Genomic DNA, 14,005 nt, shown 5'->3' on the forward strand with positions numbered 1-14,005 from the left:
GAACATTGAATGAAAGGGAAATGAAACCGTGATGGAATACGTCATCCTCAAGAATCCGGTCGCCGACTGGCTGGTCGCGCTGGCCGTGGTCGCGGCCGTGGCGGCCGGGCTGGACGCCGTCAAGTCGATCCTGGCGCGGCGCCTGGCGGCGCTGGCCGCGCGCACCGACGCCAAATGGGACGATATCGCGGTCGCCGCGCTGCGTTCGACCAAGCTGCTGGTGCTGGTCATCGTCGGCATCTACGCCGGCGCCAGCTTCCTGGTGCTGTCGGACAAGGCGCAGCTGTTCATCGGCCGCGTCACCATCACCGCGATGCTGTTCCAGGTCGCGATCTGGGGCGACCGCGCGCTGCGCGCCTGGCTGCTGGCGACGCGCGCCCAGCGCAACGAAGACCCGGACCGCATCACCTCCTCGGCCGCCATCACCTTCCTGGTGCGGGTGGCGCTGTGGGCGGTGGTGGCGCTGATGGTGCTGGACAACCTGGGCGTGAACATCACCACCCTGGTCGCCAGCCTGGGGATCGGCGGTATCGCCATCGCGCTGGCGGTGCAGAGCATCCTGGGCGACCTGTTCGCCTCGCTCTCCATCGTGCTCGACAAGCCCTTCGTGGTGGGCGACTTCATCATCGTCGACAAGATGCTCGGCACGGTCGAGAAGATCGGCCTGAAGACCACCCGCGTGCGCAGCCTCTCCGGCGAGCAGATCGTGTTCTCCAATAACGACCTGCTCAAGAGCCGCATCCAGAACCTGCGCCGCATGGAATCGCGCCGCGTCGTGTTCCAGTTCGCGGTATCGCACCAGACCCCGGCGCCAGTGCTGCGAGAACTGTCGGAGATGATCAAGGAGATCGTCAGCGCCCAGCCGCAGGTGCGATTCGACCGTGCCCACCTGAACAGCATCGCCGCCCCCAGCTTCAATTACGAGACGGTCTACTACGTCGACAACACCGACTATGCCGTCTATATGACGACGCAGCAGGAGATCTACCTGGCAATCCTCGCCGGGCTCGAAGCACGCGGGGTTTCGCTGGCGCTGCCGATGCAGACGGTGCACCTGGCCCGCGGGCCGGCGCAGGCCGAACAGCCGGTGGAACAGGCTGCGTGGACCGGCGAGGACGACGCCAAGGCCACGTAGGTTCCGTCAGGCGGTCCTGGCCAGGACTGCCAACACCCCGTCCGCGGTCAGCGCGCTGGATGCCGGATTCTGGCCGGTGACCAGCTTGCCATCGGTGATCGCGAACGGCTTCCAATCCTCGGCGCCGCGCTCATACAGCCCGCCCAGTTGGCGCATCCGCGAGGCCAGCAGCCAGGGCGCGTTCTCGGCGGTGCCGAAGGCGATTTCTTCCTCATCGCTGAAACCGGTGACCCGGCGGCCGGCAAACAGCCAGCTGTCGTCTTCCCTGACGGCGCTGAGCAGCGCCGCCGGACCGTGGCATACCGAGCCGATCACCTTGTCCGACCGTTCCGCCTCGAACAGCACCCGCGCCATGTCGGCGTCGCCGACCAGGTCTTCGGCCGGGCCGTGGCCGCCCGGGATGACCACGGCCACATACCGTGACACATCGACGTCGGCCAGCACCAGCGGACGCGCCAGGATGTCGGCGATGCCGTCCAGGTAGGCGGCGTAGCGCGGCGCTTCTTCCCCGCCATACTGGACGTCGAGGCTGCGCCAGTCGGCGGTCGGCTCGACGCCTCCCGGCGTGGCCAGGTCGACCCGGTAGCCGGCCTGCACGAATTTCTCGTGGATGACGACGAATTCCTCGGCCCAGTAGCCGGTTTCATACTTGCTGCCATCGGTACGGGTCCAGTGATCGGCGGCCGAAAGGACGATCAGGATGGTGTCGGTGGTATTCATGCTCAAGCTCCTCGTTGACGGTGAAACTGCAGGGTGGGTGGCGCCGCCTTTTGTACCTGCCGCGCCGGTGAAGCCATCTTCGCGCCGCCAGCCATCCTGCCGTTACCGGAAACTCGACAATCTTTGCCCAATCCTGCAGACGTGTTTTCAAGCAGGGCAAGCGGCGCTACTATTGGCGGCATGGACACCCAACTTCTCGACGCCGTGCTGCGCCACGCGCAAGACAATGCCGATGCCGGCGGCATTGCCCGCACGCCCATCCCCGGCCTGATCACGATTTATTCGACCGGCCGCACCGAGCTCAGTTACCAGATCCCGCGCCCCCTGGCTTGCCTGGTCCTGCAGGGCAGCAAGCACGTGACGATGGGCAGCCAGTCATTCACCTTCAATGCCGGCGATTCGCTCCTGATCATGGCCGACGTACCGACCGTCAGCCAGATCACGCAAGCCAGCGCCGCCGCGCCTTACTGCGCGCTGGCGCTGGACCTGTCGCCCGAAGTCATCGCCGACCTGATGACGGAAATCGCGGTGGTGGAAGCGGGCGACGAGGCGCCGGTGCGCATCGAGCCCACCGAGGACCAGCTCGCGGACGTCACGCTGCGCCTGATGCGCATGCTCGAGCGGCCGGCATCGATCCCGGTGCTGAAAGGGGCGTTGATCAGGGAATTCCATTACTGGCTGCTGGCCGGACGCCACGGCGCCGCGATCCGGCGCCTTGGGCTGCCGGACAGCCAGGTGCGGCGCATCGCGCGCGCGGTGGCGCTGCTGCGCACCAACTATGCCCAGCGCATGCCGGTGGAGCAGCTGGCGGCGCTGGCCGGCATGAGTCCCTCGTCCTTCCACCAGCACTTCCGCGCCGTGACCTCGCTCACGCCGCTGCAATTCCAGAAGCAGCTGCGCCTGATCGAGGCGCGGCGCCTGATGCTGGCCGAGGGCAAGAATGCGAGCAACGCCGCCCATGCGGTCGGCTACGAGAGCGTGCAGCAGTTTACGCGCGAATACGGGCGCATGTTCGGCATGCCCCCGGTGCGCGAAGTCGCCGCCCAGGCCCGGCTGCACGCCGCGGCCTGAGTACCTAGTCCAAGCGCCGGTGCAGGCGCATCAGGGCCGTGCCCAGTGCGCTCTCGCGCACGAAGGCGGCGATGGCGGCCACCAGCAGGCACAGGCCGACGCCGCCGGCGCCCACCATGACCCGGGCCGCCGCCGCCCCCCAGCCGGGGTGGCTTGCCGCGATGAAGGCGCCGAGCAGCGCGGCGAAGGTAGTCAGCCCGAACAGGCCGACCGTCGCATACAGCAGGTTCAGGCCGCCAAGCAGCAGCGCGATCCTCCTCTCGACCAGCTGCGCCGCCAGCGCGGTGTCGGCATACAGCAGCGCGAAGCGATCGTCGCCGGCCGCCAGCGAGGCGCGAAATTCACGCAGGTGGGTGATCGCCAGGCTGTAGCGGATCGCGGCGCCGTTCTGCATGATGGCGCAGGCATTGGTCAGGATCGCCGGCCCCGCGATGAAGGACAGGGGCAGGAAGGGATTATCGGGGGTCATGGCGTTCTCCTCGCGTGGTGTAATGAGCCGCCGGGGCGGGCGCCCCGGCCCGGCGTTCAGATGACCTGGCCGCCCGAGACCTCGATGCGCTGGCCGGTGATCCAGCGATTGTCCTCGCCCAGCAGGCTGGCGATCATCGGGCCGATATCGTCCGGCACGCCGACCCGGCCGAGCGCGATCATGCCGGCAAAGGCGGCGTTCATGTCCGGCGTGTCGCGCACCGCGCCGCCCAGGAAATCGGTCTCGATCGCCCCCGGCGCCACCGTGTTGACCGCGATGCCGCGGCTGCCCAGCTCCCGCGCCAGGTAGACGCTCAGGATCTCGACCGCCCCCTTGACCGCCGCATAGGCGCCGAAGCCCGGGTAGGACACGCGCGTCAGCCCGGTCGACAGGTTGACGATGCGCCCGCCGTCGGCCAGCAGCGGCAGCAGTGCCTGGGTCAGGAAGAACACGCCCTTGAAGTGGACGTCCACCAGGCGATCGAACTGGACCTGGGTGGTATCCTCGATCAGCGCCGCGTCGCCATGGCCGGCGTTGTTGACCAGGTGGTCGAAGCTGTCGCGGCCCCAGGTCTGCCCCAGCGCGGCGCGCAGGTGTTCGACGAACAGTGGAAAGCCCGCGACGTCGCCGACGTCGAGCCGCAGCGCCAGCGCCCGGCGGCCCATGGCGCGGATCTGGTCGACCACGGCCTGGGCTTCCTGCTCGCGGCTTTGATAGGTGATGATGACGTCGCCGCCCTTCTTCGCGATGTGCAGCGCGGTGTTGCGGCCCAGGCCGCGGCTGGCGCCGGTGACGAGTGCGATCTTGTTCATGGTGTGCTCCTTGAGGTGGGGTGGAAGAGCACCCAGTATCGGGTTGGCGCATGCTCTCCCGTTGCCGGAAGCTGGTTCGTTTTTGCCCGATCCTCCAAATCCACAAATGTGACATTCCGTAGTTTGGACTGAGCGTAAGTACGTACATCCCCCTATGAAAAATGTTGAAATTCGCGCGCCCCAGCCCCATGTACAATTGATCAATTACCGCCTATATTGGCGGATGCAATCCCGATGGCGACAGCTACATCGCCGTCCATCTCATCCCTCAACGGAAAAAGGAGTTCGCATGGCAATCAGTCTGCAAAAAGGCGGCAACGTCAACCTGAGCAAGGAAGCACCGGGCCTGACCAAGGTCATCATCGGCCTGGGCTGGGATCCACGCTCGACCGACGGTTCCGCCTTCGACCTGGACGGTAGCGCTTTCATGCTCAAGACCGACGCCAAGGTACGTGGCGATACCGACTTCATCTTCTATAACAACCTGAAATCGACCGACGGCTCGGTGACCCACGCCGGCGACAACACCGACGGCCAGGGCGATGGCGACGACGAGAAGCTGACGATCGACCTGGCGCGCGTGCCGGCCGACATCGACAAGATCTCGTTCTGCGTCACCATCCACGACGCCGATGCGCGCCGCCAGAACTTCGGCCAGGTGGGCAAGGCCTATATCCGCTGCCTGAACGCCGCCGGCGAAGCCGAAATCGCGCGCTACGACCTGTCCGAGGACAGCTCGACCGAAACCGCGATGATCTTTGGTGAGCTGTACCGCGCCGGCAGCGAATGGAAGTTCCGCGCCGTCGGCCAGGGCTTCAAGGGCGGCCTCGGTCCGCTGGCACGCTCGTTCGGCGTCAACGTCTAAGAATCACACAGGGAGCTTCCCTTCCCTGACGGTCCGCGCCGCCCGGCGCGGACCCTGCAACGCCACGCCAGTGGCCGATCACCCATCAAGAGAGCCCACATGCGCGTCTGGTACAACAGGACGTTTTCGTCCGTGAATGCGGCGATCAAGCTGATCCGCGAGGCCGATACCGAAGGCCGTTTCACCATCGTCCACAGCAACGCCAACCGCCATGCGCCGGCCGCGCGCCTGGCCCATGAATTCCACGTCGAGCCCACCGGCCTGAAAGGCGACGCCTATGTCGACTGGTGCCTCGCGTTCTGCCGCGACCAGAAAATCGACATCTTCGTGCCGGGCCGCGAAGCCACCGTGCTGGCCGCCGAACATGCGCGCTTTGCCGACGTCGGCACGCGCGTGCTCAGCGCCGCCCCGCCGGCGCAACTCAAGCGCATCCACGACAAGGCCGATTTCTATGCCGCGACGGTGCTGCCGGACGCGCCGGTGGCGGCCTTCCGCCCCTTCGAGACCCTGGAACAGTTCGACGCCGCCTATGCCGAACTGCGCCCGCAGCATGCGAAGCTGTGCGTCAAGCCGGCGCACGGTATCTATGGCCTGGGCTTCGCCATCATCGACGAAGAACGCAGCAGCGCCGCGCTCCTGATGAAAGGCGTCGAATACCATATCGGCTACCAGGACCTGCGCCGCGGCCTGGGCGAACTGGACTCTTTCAATACCATGCTGCTGATGGAATTCCTGGACGGCCCCGAATACAGCGTCGACTGCGTGGGCGATCATGGGCGCCTGGTGGCGGCCGTGGTGCGCCGCAAGCTGCCGCAAGCCGGCAGCGGCCAGCTGATCGACATGCGCCAGGACATCCTGGATGCGACGGCGCGCCTGTGCGCCGACTACGAACTTAATGGCGTGTTCAACGCCCAGTTCCGCGAAGGCGGTGGCCGTCCACGCCTGCTCGAGATCAATCCACGCATGTCGGGCGGGATCGGCATGGCCTGCCTGGCCGGCCCCAACCTCCCGTATATCGCGCTGCGCGGCTTTGCCGAAGGCTACGACGGCCTCGAGATCCCGGCGCCGCGCCACGGCATGCGGGTGGCCGAAGTCAGCGTCGCGACGGAGCTGGCATGAACGCGCCGCTCCCGACTCCTGTCCAGCGTATCGAGCTCCCGACAGGAACGCTCGACCTGCGCATCGACAGCGGCGCGTCCGAACTCGACGCCCTGCTCGGCTTTGCCGCGCGCGCCAATGCCAAGCGCGGCTTCCTGTTCCTCAGCAAGGTGCTGGGCAAGCACTGGCCGGCGCAGCCGATCGACATGCTGATGGTGCACGAGCGCCTGGCGGCGACCGTCCCGCCGCTCGGTGGCGCGGTGCAAGGCCCGGTGGTGTTCATCGCCATGGCGGAGACCGCGATCGGGCTGGGCCAGGGCGTGTTCGAAGCCTGGCTGCGCGCCCATCCGGGCCAGCAGGCGCTGTTCCTGCACACCACCCGCTACCGGGTCGGCGACGGCCCGCTGATCGAATTCGAGGAAGCGCACAGCCATGCACCGCGCCAGTTCCTGCACACGCCGGTCGATCCCGAACTGCACGCTCTGCTGCTGGCCGCGCGCACCCTGGTGCTGGTCGACGACGAGGCCAGCACCGGCAATACCTTCGTCAACCTGGCCGCTGCCTGCCGCCGCCTGAATCCGGGCCTGGAGCGGGTACACCTGGCCACGATCACCAATTTCATGGGCCGCGCCGCAACCGGGCTGCTGGACACCCGCTTCGGCATGCCGACTACCTGCGGCGCGCTGGTCGAGGGCGAATTCAGCTTCGCGCAAGGCCCCTTGCCGCCCGACCAGGGCGTGGCGCAGCGCTACGAAGAAGACGCCGACCGCGGCGCCAGCACCGCCTTCGGCCGCCTCGGCACGGCGCGCGCATTGCGGGCGCCGGAGCAGCTGGCGGCGCGCCTGGCGCGTGAATTCGCCCCCGGCAGCCGGGTGCTGGTGCTGGGCACCGGTGAATTCATGCACGTCTCGACCCTGTTCGGCGCCGCCCTGCAGCGCCAGGGCGTCGACGTGGTGGTGCAGTCGACCACGCGCTCGCCGATCCTCACCTGGGGCGCGGTGGACCATGCATTGACCTTCCCCGACAACTATGGCGAAGGCATTGCCAATTACCTGTACAACGTCGCGCCGGGCCAGTACGACCACGTGCTGGCCTGCCACGAGACCGCGCCCGGCCCGGCGCTGTTCACGCTGGCGCGCCTGCTGCAGGCGCGCCTGTTCCACTTCCAGTCCGAGGACCACGTTGAAGAAGTTCCTGTTCGCTGACCTGGACGACACACTGTTCCAGACCTTCGGCAAATGCGGCGCGCACCGGGACATCCCGGATGCTTTGGCGCCGGCCGCCTACTACAAGGACGGCAGCATCTGCTCGTACACGACGCCGGCCCAGCGTTCCTTCCTGGCCCTGCTGCAGGACGGGATGACGATGATCCCGACCACCGCGCGCGACCTCGACGGCCTGCGCCGTGTGTCCCTGCCGTTCGACAGCTACGCCGTCATCAACTACGGCGGCGTGGTGCTGGAGCCGGGCGGCGCGCTCGACCAGCCCTGGCTGGACGGCATGCGCACGGCGATGCATGCCGCCCTGCCCGGTCTGCAGGAGCTGGCCGCCCACATCGATGCGCACTGCGCGCGCACCGGCTATGGCGGCCGCGCGCGCATGATCGAGGATTTCGCCACCCCGTTCTTTTTGGTGGTGAAGGATCTGGACAAAGAGGCCGAGCGCCTGGCGCCGCTCGAGGAAGACGTGGTGCGCCCCTGGATCGCCGACGGCGACCGCGACTACTTCATCCACCGCAACGGCAACAACCTGGCCATCTTGCCGAAGGCGCTGAACAAGGCCAACGCGGTGGCCCACATCACCGCGCGCCTGAAGGAAGAACACGGCGAGATCGTCACCTTCGGCATGGGCGACAGCCGCTCGGACGCGCGCTTCATGGCCGCCTGCGACTACGCCATCATCCCGCGCGGCACCCAGCTCGCCGGCATCACCGTGGGGGCGCTGTGAGCGGCTGGGAAGACTTCTCCGGCAGCTACCGCAAGGGCGAGGTCAGCTTCCTGCTGCGCCGCCTGCCGCAGGAAGGCTTCGTCGACGTCGCCGAGAAGGAGGCGCTGATCCAGAGCGGCCGGCGCCACTACAGCCAGATGCTGTCGCCCGAGTCGATGCCGTCCGAACGCTATATGCGGCTGTTCGACGAGGCCTGCCGCGCCAACAATGCGCGCATGGCGCGCGACTGCCTGCGCCTGGCGCGCCTGATCGCCGCGCGCCCGCTGCACCGGCTGGCGCTGGTGTCGCTGGCGCGCGCCGGCACCCCGGTCGGCGTGGTGGTGGCCCGCCTGCTGCGCGAGCTGTTCGGACGCGACGCCGTGCACTACTCGGTGTCGATCGTGCGCGACCGCGGCATCGACGCCGCCGCCCTGCGCCACATCCTGGCGCATGGGCACCAGCCCGATTCCATTGTCTTTCTCGACGGCTGGACCGGCAAGGGCGTGATCGCGCGCGAGCTGGCCGGTTCGATCGAGACGTTCAACGTGCGCCACGGCACCCACATCGACGCCGGCCTGCACGTGCTGTCCGACCTGGCCGGCGCCGCCGCCTGCGCGGCCTCGTGCGACGACTACCTGATCCCGTCAAGCATCCTCAACGCCACGGTGTCGGGCCTGGTGAGCCGCACCGTCATGAGCGACGACATGCGCAGCGACGACTTCCACGGCTGCGTCTTTTATGAGCAGTTCGCGCAAGTGGACCGCTCGCAGGCGTTCGCCGACGAGCTGGTGGGGCTGGCGTTGACGTTGGCGCAATCCGACACGCTGCCGCGCGCGCAAGCGATCGACGCCGTGGCGGCGCGCGAGCGCTCGCAGACCTATATCGGCGCGGCGATGCGGCGCTACGGCATCGCCGACGTCAACCTGGTCAAGCCCGGCATCGGTGAAGCCACGCGCGTGCTGCTGCGCCGCGTGCCGCGCCTGGTCATGCTGCGCGACCCTGGCGCCACCGAAGTGGCGCACCTGGCCGTGCTGGCCGAAGAAAAACGGGTGCCGGTCGAGATCGACCCGCACCTGCCCTATCACGCAGTATCCCTGATCAGGAGTGCATCGGATGGCTAAATCACTGGGCGCGTCGCTGTACGTGCCGGCCAATCACAAGAACCTGACCGCGATCGCCAACGGCGATCGCCTGCCGCACGCGCGCTCGCTGATCTTCTGCACCGAGGATTCGATCGCCGACCGGGAACTCTCCTGGTCGCTGTTCAACCTGTCGGTGGTGCTGGCGAACATGCGCCTGGACGTGGCGGCCGACCGCTTCGTGCGGGTGCGCAATCCCGAAGTGCTGGCGCGCGTGCTGGCCATGCCGGGCGCCGAGAAGCTGACCGGCTTCGTGCTGCCCAAGATCACGCGCCACAATTTCGACAGCTATTACAAGCTGGTGCGCCACACCGAGCACGTCCTGATGCCGACCCTGGAGACGGCCGAGGCCTTCGACGACGGCGAGATGCAAGCCTTGCGCGCCGCGCTGGAGGCGCCGGGCGTACGCCACCGCATCCTGGCGCTGCGCATCGGCGGCAACGACCTGCTGGCCCTGCTCGGCCTGCGCCGCCCGCGCGGCATGACCTTGTACCGCACGCCGCTCGGCCCGGTGATCTCGCGCCTGGTGACGACTTTCCGTCCCTACGGCTTTATGCTGACGGCGCCGGTGTTCGAATACCTCGACCTGCCCGAACTGCTGGACCAGGAAGTGATCGAAGACCTGGCCCACGGCATGGTCGGCAAGACCGCGATCCATCCGACCCAGATCGCGGCGATCGAGCAGCACTTCAAGGTGACGCCGCAAGACCTGGCGGTGGCGCGCGCCATCCTCGACGCCTCGAGCCCGGCGGTGTTCCGCATGGACGACGCGATGCAGGAGGTCGCCACCCACCGCGCCTGGGCCGAGCGCACCCTCGAACAATCGCGCCTGTTCGGCTCGCGCGCCGAACTGGGCCACAAACCATTCCTGGAAGGAGAACACTCATGACTACTCAATTTGGACGGGGACAGAAAGGCAAGCTGGCCGACCTCGGCACCGGCAACGTCTTCAACGTCGACGTCGAGATCGCCGCCAACGGCGCCTCGGTCGACGTTTCCTGCTTCGGCCTGGACGCCAACGACAAGCTGTCGGACGACCGCTATATGGTGTTCTACAACCAGCTGGCCAGCCCGGAAGGCGCGGTGCGCCTGGACCTGGGTGGCGGACGCGCGCGTTTTGCCATCAACCTCGACGGGTTGCCGGCCTCGATCGCGAAGCTCGTGTTCGTGGCCGCGATCGACGGCGCGGCCACCATGCGCACCCTGGGCGCCAGCTCCCTGTCGCTGGGCAGCGCGGTGCGCTTCCCGTGGTCGGGCGCCGACTTCGGCGACGAAAAGGCCCTGATCGTGGCCGAGATCTACCGCCGCGACGGCCTGTGGCGCTTCGGCGCCGTCGGCCAGGGTTTCAATGGCGGCCTGTCGGCGCTGCTGGCCAACTTCGGCGGGACCGAGGCCGGTTCCTCGACGCCCGCGCCCGCACCCAGGCCTGCTCCTGCGGCCGCGCCAGTGCCAGCACCCGCGGCACGGACGGTATCGCTGTCCAAGGTCACGCTCGACAAGCGCGGCGACAAGGTCTCGCTCGACAAGCGCCCCGGCGGCGGCTATGGCCGCATCCACGTCAACCTGAACTGGAACCAGGCCGCGATCGCACCGCCTCCTGCTTCGCCACCGCCGCCATCCTCGGCCGCGCGCGGCGGCGGCTTCCTCGACCGCCTCACCAGCATGGCGGGCGACCTCGCCAACAAGGCCGGCGAAATGGCCAACAAGGCCGGCGCGGCGCGCAAGGGCCGCAGCGGCATCGACCTCGATCTTGGCTGCATGTACGAACTGGCCGACGGCCGCCGCGGCCTGGTGCAGGCGCTGGGCAACACCTTCGGCGACTACGAGCGCGAACCCTTCATCCAACTCGATGCGGACGACCGCACCGGCGCCGCCGCCAATGGCGAGAACCTGTTCATCAACGGCGAGCGTTTCGACCAGATCAAGCGCGCGGTGATCTTCTCCTTCATCTACGAAGGCGCGGCCAACTGGGCCGTGACCAATGGCGTGGTGACGGTAACGGCGCCGGGCCAGGCGCCGGTCGAGGTGAAACTCGATGGCGGCGACCGCCAGATCATGTGCGCGATCGCGCTGATCGAGAACCGCGGCGGCAACCTGGTGATCACCAAGCTGGCGGAGTACTTCCAGCAGCAGGGCATGACCAGCGCGCACGAGCTGATGGACCGCCATTACGGCTTCGGCATGCGTTGGAAGACGGGTAGTAAATAAGCGGGCAGCAAATAAGTGTTTGCCCGGGCGGGGCTGCTACCAGTTGCAGCCCTTGCCGGTGATGGTGTCGATGGCGAGGGGAACCAGGAGCAGGATATTGGCCTTTTCGCCGCCGGCATACTTGGTCTGGCAATCCGGGACCTTCGCCCTTCTCACCGCACGCGACAGCGCGCTGTCATCGCTGGCGCGTAGCGGTTCCAGCGGAAGCGAGGGTCGGGAAGCGAGGGTCGGAAGCGAGGGTCAGGTCTGACATTCGGACACGAGCTCAGCTTTCAAAAGCGTTTGTTGTCGAGGCCGTGTCTAAATGTCAGACCTGACCCCGTCGTTCTGTGCTGCTGCGGGCATTGGCACCCTTGGCGCCGCGATGAAGGCAAGCTCGATGTAGTCGGCCGGTGCCGGTACATGGCCCAGGAGGATCAGCGCACCAGGCCCGATTCGCGGCAATCGAATCCGTTTCACGCCGCCACCCGCCGGCGCAGCTGCTGTGCCAGCAGTTCGGGACGGTCAAGGTACAGGAACACGTAACGCGGCAGGCGCTTCTTCACCTGCCAGTGCAGGATGTCGACCCGTGCATCTTCTTCGAGCACCAGCACACAGTTGGGCTGGTCGAACGGCGTCACCTGCAGCATGTCGCGGCGCGCCACGCCGTGGCGTCGGCGCCAGGCTGGCAGCGGCGCATCGACTGTCTCCAGGCGCGCGATCGCCGCCAACGCCAGCACGCCATCGACGCGGGCGCCGACGCGCAGATGGAGCGCATCGTCGGTCATGACATGACGCCCTGCCCCGATATGCCAGCGGTCGCCCAGTACCCATGCCAGCGTGTACAACACGGCGACGGCGCCGAGGACGTGCAGCAGGGCCAGCGTTCTGGCATCCTCGACAAACAGGTTCAGCAGCAGGACGTGCACCGGCAGCTCGAGCAGCAGGCTGACGAAGACGACGGCGGTAGCGGTGCCATAGGCGCCGCGTTCCAGATAGGTCAGTGCAACGCCTTCCGGCAGCGCACAGGCAGCGGTTTGCTGCCGCAGGCGCCTGAAGCAGCCAATCCACAGCAGGCGGTCGAGGCGGAGCATCCCCACCAGCTCGGGCGGCAGCAGCGCCGTTACCCGCGCATGCCACGGGGCCCGCGCGGCATGCGCGCTGCGCAGGCGCTGCCAGGCGTCTGGTGCGTGGGCGATGTCTTTCGCCATCAGCAGCAACAGGGGCAAGGCCAGTCCGGCATTGCGCAGGAAAGGCTTGGCCGCATCTGGAGCGAGCGCTTTGGCGATGGAAACCAGGAATAAGGCGGCGAGGCCCCAGCCGGCGAGATCGCGCCAGGACGTGGTGCGCAAGATGGAAGCAAGTGAAGACGGCTGCATGAATCGACGATCGGATGGATGAATCGTTCGATTACAGCATGCGCAAGGAATATGAACAACGGCTGGCGAATGCCAAGCAGGAGATCATGCGTTTCGCATGACTAAATGGGTCCAACTGCCGGAATATACGCTCTGCGCGCTTGAGATTGGTGCGGAAGATGAAGCCCGGCAGGAGCAGGAAAAAACGATCAGCGCGGGCAACGCGACGTTCATGAGAACGTGGCTTTATGCGGCCTTGGATACGATAGTAACGCGAACCGACTGACCGTCGTCACGGCGAATCTTGAACTCGCCTGCAGCAGCCTGAGGTGCCGTTTGTGGGAGGCTTCGTTTGCTGGTCATGAACTGGCGAAACTGGTCTCGAGCTTGCGGATCAGCAAGAAGTTCCGACGCGAGCTGGCTTTTCAAGGCTTTCATGCTTTAGCTATGCCACAAGTAAAAACCGATTGCATCCGACGACACGCCTTCTCGCGCATAAAAAACAAGGCCGGCTCGCTAAGCGATACCGGCCCCGTGTCCATCGGCGGAAGACTCCGCCAGATGAAAAATATTATTGCAGCTTGATTTCGACGTCGACGCCAGCTGGCAGGTCCAGCTTCATCAGTGCGTCAACGGTCTTGTCGGTCGGGTCCACGATGTCCATCAGACGCTGGTGCGTACGGATTTCGAACTGGTCGCGCGAGGTCTTGTTCACGTGTGGCGAACGCAGCACGTCGAAACGCTGGATACGGGTCGGCAGTGGGACTGGGCCCTTGACGACGGCGCCGGTGCGCTTGGCGGTGTCGACGATTTCCAGTGCGGACTGGTCGATCAGCTTGTAGTCGAACGCTTTCAGGCGGATACGGATTTTCTGGTTTGGAGCGGACATGCTAATTCCTTTAAAAGAACGTTCCGGCTTGCTGCCGGCAATGTGGTAAAGGTACTTCGGTACTGCTCAAGAGGCGGGAGTATAGCATCGTTCCCGCTCAAACAGATGGGGACAGACCAAAAAGTCTGTCCCCATCGTTGTGCTGGCAAGACGCTCGGAGAGCGTCCTACCGGCGATCAGGGCCTGATGAATTAGGCCAGGATCTTGGCAACAACGCCGGCGCCGACGGTACGGCCGCCTTCGCGGATTGCGAAGCGCAGACCTTCTTCCATCGCGATCGGAGCGATCAGCTTGACGGTGATCGAGACGTTATCGCCTGGCATGACCATTTCTTTG

16 protein-coding genes are annotated in these 14,005 nt (G+C 66.5%); 10 read left to right on the plus strand and 6 right to left on the minus strand.

Features of this window, described 5'->3' with window-relative positions:
• The first annotated feature begins 31 nt into the window (after positions 1-31).
• Positions 32-1,135 (plus strand): mechanosensitive ion channel family protein, encoded by a 1,104-nt coding sequence (locus SOM28_RS23925; RefSeq protein ID WP_320469663.1) that lies wholly within the window; start codon positions 32-34, stop codon positions 1,133-1,135.
• A 6-nt stretch (positions 1,136-1,141) separates the two neighbouring features.
• Here the strand turns inward: SOM28_RS23925 and SOM28_RS23930 are convergent, their stop codons facing one another.
• On the minus strand, positions 1,142-1,855 hold the full coding sequence (locus tag SOM28_RS23930) for a type 1 glutamine amidotransferase domain-containing protein (RefSeq protein WP_320469664.1): 714 nt from the start codon (positions 1,853-1,855) through the stop codon (positions 1,142-1,144).
• A gap of 180 nt (positions 1,856-2,035) precedes the next feature.
• On the opposite strand from SOM28_RS23930, the gene SOM28_RS23935 reads away from it, so the two are divergent.
• Complete coding sequence (locus tag SOM28_RS23935; RefSeq protein WP_320469665.1) at positions 2,036-2,926, plus strand: AraC family transcriptional regulator; 891 nt, start codon at positions 2,036-2,038, stop codon at positions 2,924-2,926.
• Between the two features lie 4 nt (positions 2,927-2,930).
• Here SOM28_RS23935 and SOM28_RS23940 read toward each other — a convergent pair whose 3' ends face one another.
• Both SOM28_RS23940 and SOM28_RS23945 read right to left on the minus strand, forming a co-directional pair.
• Entirely contained in the window at positions 2,931-3,395 is a 465-nt protein-coding gene (locus SOM28_RS23940) for a DUF2721 domain-containing protein (protein ID WP_320469666.1), read from the minus strand.
• 56 nt (positions 3,396-3,451) lie between these two features.
• Positions 3,452-4,207, minus strand: a complete 756-nt coding sequence (locus SOM28_RS23945; protein ID WP_320469667.1) for an SDR family NAD(P)-dependent oxidoreductase — start codon at positions 4,205-4,207, stop codon at positions 3,452-3,454.
• A gap of 289 nt (positions 4,208-4,496) precedes the next feature.
• On the opposite strand from SOM28_RS23945, the gene SOM28_RS23950 reads away from it, so the two are divergent.
• From SOM28_RS23950 to SOM28_RS23980, 7 genes are all read left to right on the plus strand, one after another.
• Positions 4,497-5,072, plus strand: a complete 576-nt coding sequence (locus SOM28_RS23950; RefSeq protein WP_320469668.1) for a TerD family protein — start codon at positions 4,497-4,499, stop codon at positions 5,070-5,072.
• Positions 5,073-5,171: 99 nt separating this feature from the next.
• The gene (locus SOM28_RS23955; protein WP_320469669.1) at positions 5,172-6,191 is read left to right on the plus strand and encodes an ATP-grasp domain-containing protein; all 1,020 of its coding nucleotides are present in this window, start codon (positions 5,172-5,174) and stop codon (positions 6,189-6,191) included.
• Complete coding sequence (locus SOM28_RS23960; RefSeq protein ID WP_320469670.1) at positions 6,188-7,375, plus strand: phosphoribosyltransferase domain-containing protein; 1,188 nt, start codon at positions 6,188-6,190, stop codon at positions 7,373-7,375. Before SOM28_RS23955 ends, SOM28_RS23960 begins: the two co-directional genes overlap by 4 nt.
• Positions 7,353-8,117 (plus strand): hypothetical protein, encoded by a 765-nt coding sequence (locus SOM28_RS23965; RefSeq protein ID WP_320469671.1) that lies wholly within the window; start codon positions 7,353-7,355, stop codon positions 8,115-8,117. The genes SOM28_RS23960 and SOM28_RS23965 overlap by 23 nt, the downstream gene beginning before the upstream one ends.
• On the plus strand, positions 8,114-9,217 hold the full coding sequence (locus SOM28_RS23970) for a cysteine protease StiP family protein (RefSeq protein ID WP_320469672.1): 1,104 nt from the start codon (positions 8,114-8,116) through the stop codon (positions 9,215-9,217). The genes SOM28_RS23965 and SOM28_RS23970 overlap by 4 nt, the downstream gene beginning before the upstream one ends.
• Positions 9,210-10,124, plus strand: a complete 915-nt coding sequence (locus SOM28_RS23975; protein WP_320469673.1) for an HpcH/HpaI aldolase/citrate lyase family protein — start codon at positions 9,210-9,212, stop codon at positions 10,122-10,124. Before SOM28_RS23970 ends, SOM28_RS23975 begins: the two co-directional genes overlap by 8 nt.
• Positions 10,121-11,443 (plus strand): TerD family protein, encoded by a 1,323-nt coding sequence (locus SOM28_RS23980; protein WP_320469674.1) that lies wholly within the window; start codon positions 10,121-10,123, stop codon positions 11,441-11,443. Before SOM28_RS23975 ends, SOM28_RS23980 begins: the two co-directional genes overlap by 4 nt.
• A 455-nt stretch (positions 11,444-11,898) precedes the next feature.
• On the opposite strand, the gene SOM28_RS23985 is transcribed toward SOM28_RS23980, so the two are convergent.
• Positions 11,899-12,774 (minus strand): hypothetical protein, encoded by an 876-nt coding sequence (locus tag SOM28_RS23985; protein WP_320469675.1) that lies wholly within the window; start codon positions 12,772-12,774, stop codon positions 11,899-11,901.
• Between the two features lie 124 nt (positions 12,775-12,898).
• Between SOM28_RS23985 and SOM28_RS23990 the strand changes: the two genes are divergently transcribed.
• Entirely contained in the window at positions 12,899-13,066 is a 168-nt protein-coding gene (locus tag SOM28_RS23990) for a hypothetical protein (RefSeq protein WP_320469676.1), read from the plus strand.
• A 285-nt stretch (positions 13,067-13,351) separates the two neighbouring features.
• On the opposite strand, the gene rpsJ is transcribed toward SOM28_RS23990, so the two are convergent.
• Both rpsJ and SOM28_RS24000 read right to left on the minus strand, forming a co-directional pair.
• Entirely contained in the window at positions 13,352-13,669 is a 318-nt protein-coding gene (gene rpsJ / locus SOM28_RS23995; protein WP_005663509.1) for a 30S ribosomal protein S10, read from the minus strand.
• A 191-nt stretch (positions 13,670-13,860) separates the two neighbouring features.
• Positions 13,861-14,005, minus strand: a 145-nt coding sequence (locus tag SOM28_RS24000) for an EF-Tu C-terminal domain-related protein (RefSeq protein ID WP_491715954.1), incomplete at its 5' end; no start/stop codon positions are given.

Source organism: Massilia sp. CFBP9026 (genome assembly GCF_034045165.1).
In the GTDB taxonomy this organism is placed as follows: Bacteria; Pseudomonadota; Gammaproteobacteria; order Burkholderiales; family Burkholderiaceae_D; genus Telluria; species Telluria arenae.

Excerpts from the sequence above, each read along its gene's own strand:
- SOM28_RS23925 (WP_320469663.1), top strand. The coding sequence starts at position 32 with ATGGAATACGTCATCCTCAAGAATCCGGTCGCCGACTGGCTGGTCGCG.
- SOM28_RS23930 (WP_320469664.1), bottom strand. The coding sequence starts at position 1,855 with ATGAATACCACCGACACCATCCTGATCGTCCTTTCGGCCGCCGATCAC.
- SOM28_RS23935 (WP_320469665.1), top strand. The coding sequence starts at position 2,036 with ATGGACACCCAACTTCTCGACGCCGTGCTGCGCCACGCGCAAGACAAT.
- SOM28_RS23940 (WP_320469666.1), bottom strand. The coding sequence starts at position 3,395 with ATGACCCCCGATAATCCCTTCCTGCCCCTGTCCTTCATCGCGGGGCCG.
- SOM28_RS23945 (WP_320469667.1), bottom strand. The coding sequence starts at position 4,207 with ATGAACAAGATCGCACTCGTCACCGGCGCCAGCCGCGGCCTGGGCCGC.
- SOM28_RS23950 (WP_320469668.1), top strand. The coding sequence starts at position 4,497 with ATGGCAATCAGTCTGCAAAAAGGCGGCAACGTCAACCTGAGCAAGGAA.
- SOM28_RS23955 (WP_320469669.1), top strand. The coding sequence starts at position 5,172 with ATGCGCGTCTGGTACAACAGGACGTTTTCGTCCGTGAATGCGGCGATC.
- SOM28_RS23960 (WP_320469670.1), top strand. The coding sequence starts at position 6,188 with ATGAACGCGCCGCTCCCGACTCCTGTCCAGCGTATCGAGCTCCCGACA.
- SOM28_RS23975 (WP_320469673.1), top strand. The coding sequence starts at position 9,210 with ATGGCTAAATCACTGGGCGCGTCGCTGTACGTGCCGGCCAATCACAAG.
- SOM28_RS23980 (WP_320469674.1), top strand. The coding sequence starts at position 10,121 with ATGACTACTCAATTTGGACGGGGACAGAAAGGCAAGCTGGCCGACCTC.
- SOM28_RS23990 (WP_320469676.1), top strand. The coding sequence starts at position 12,899 with ATGACTAAATGGGTCCAACTGCCGGAATATACGCTCTGCGCGCTTGAG.
- rpsJ (WP_005663509.1), bottom strand. The coding sequence starts at position 13,669 with ATGTCCGCTCCAAACCAGAAAATCCGTATCCGCCTGAAAGCGTTCGAC.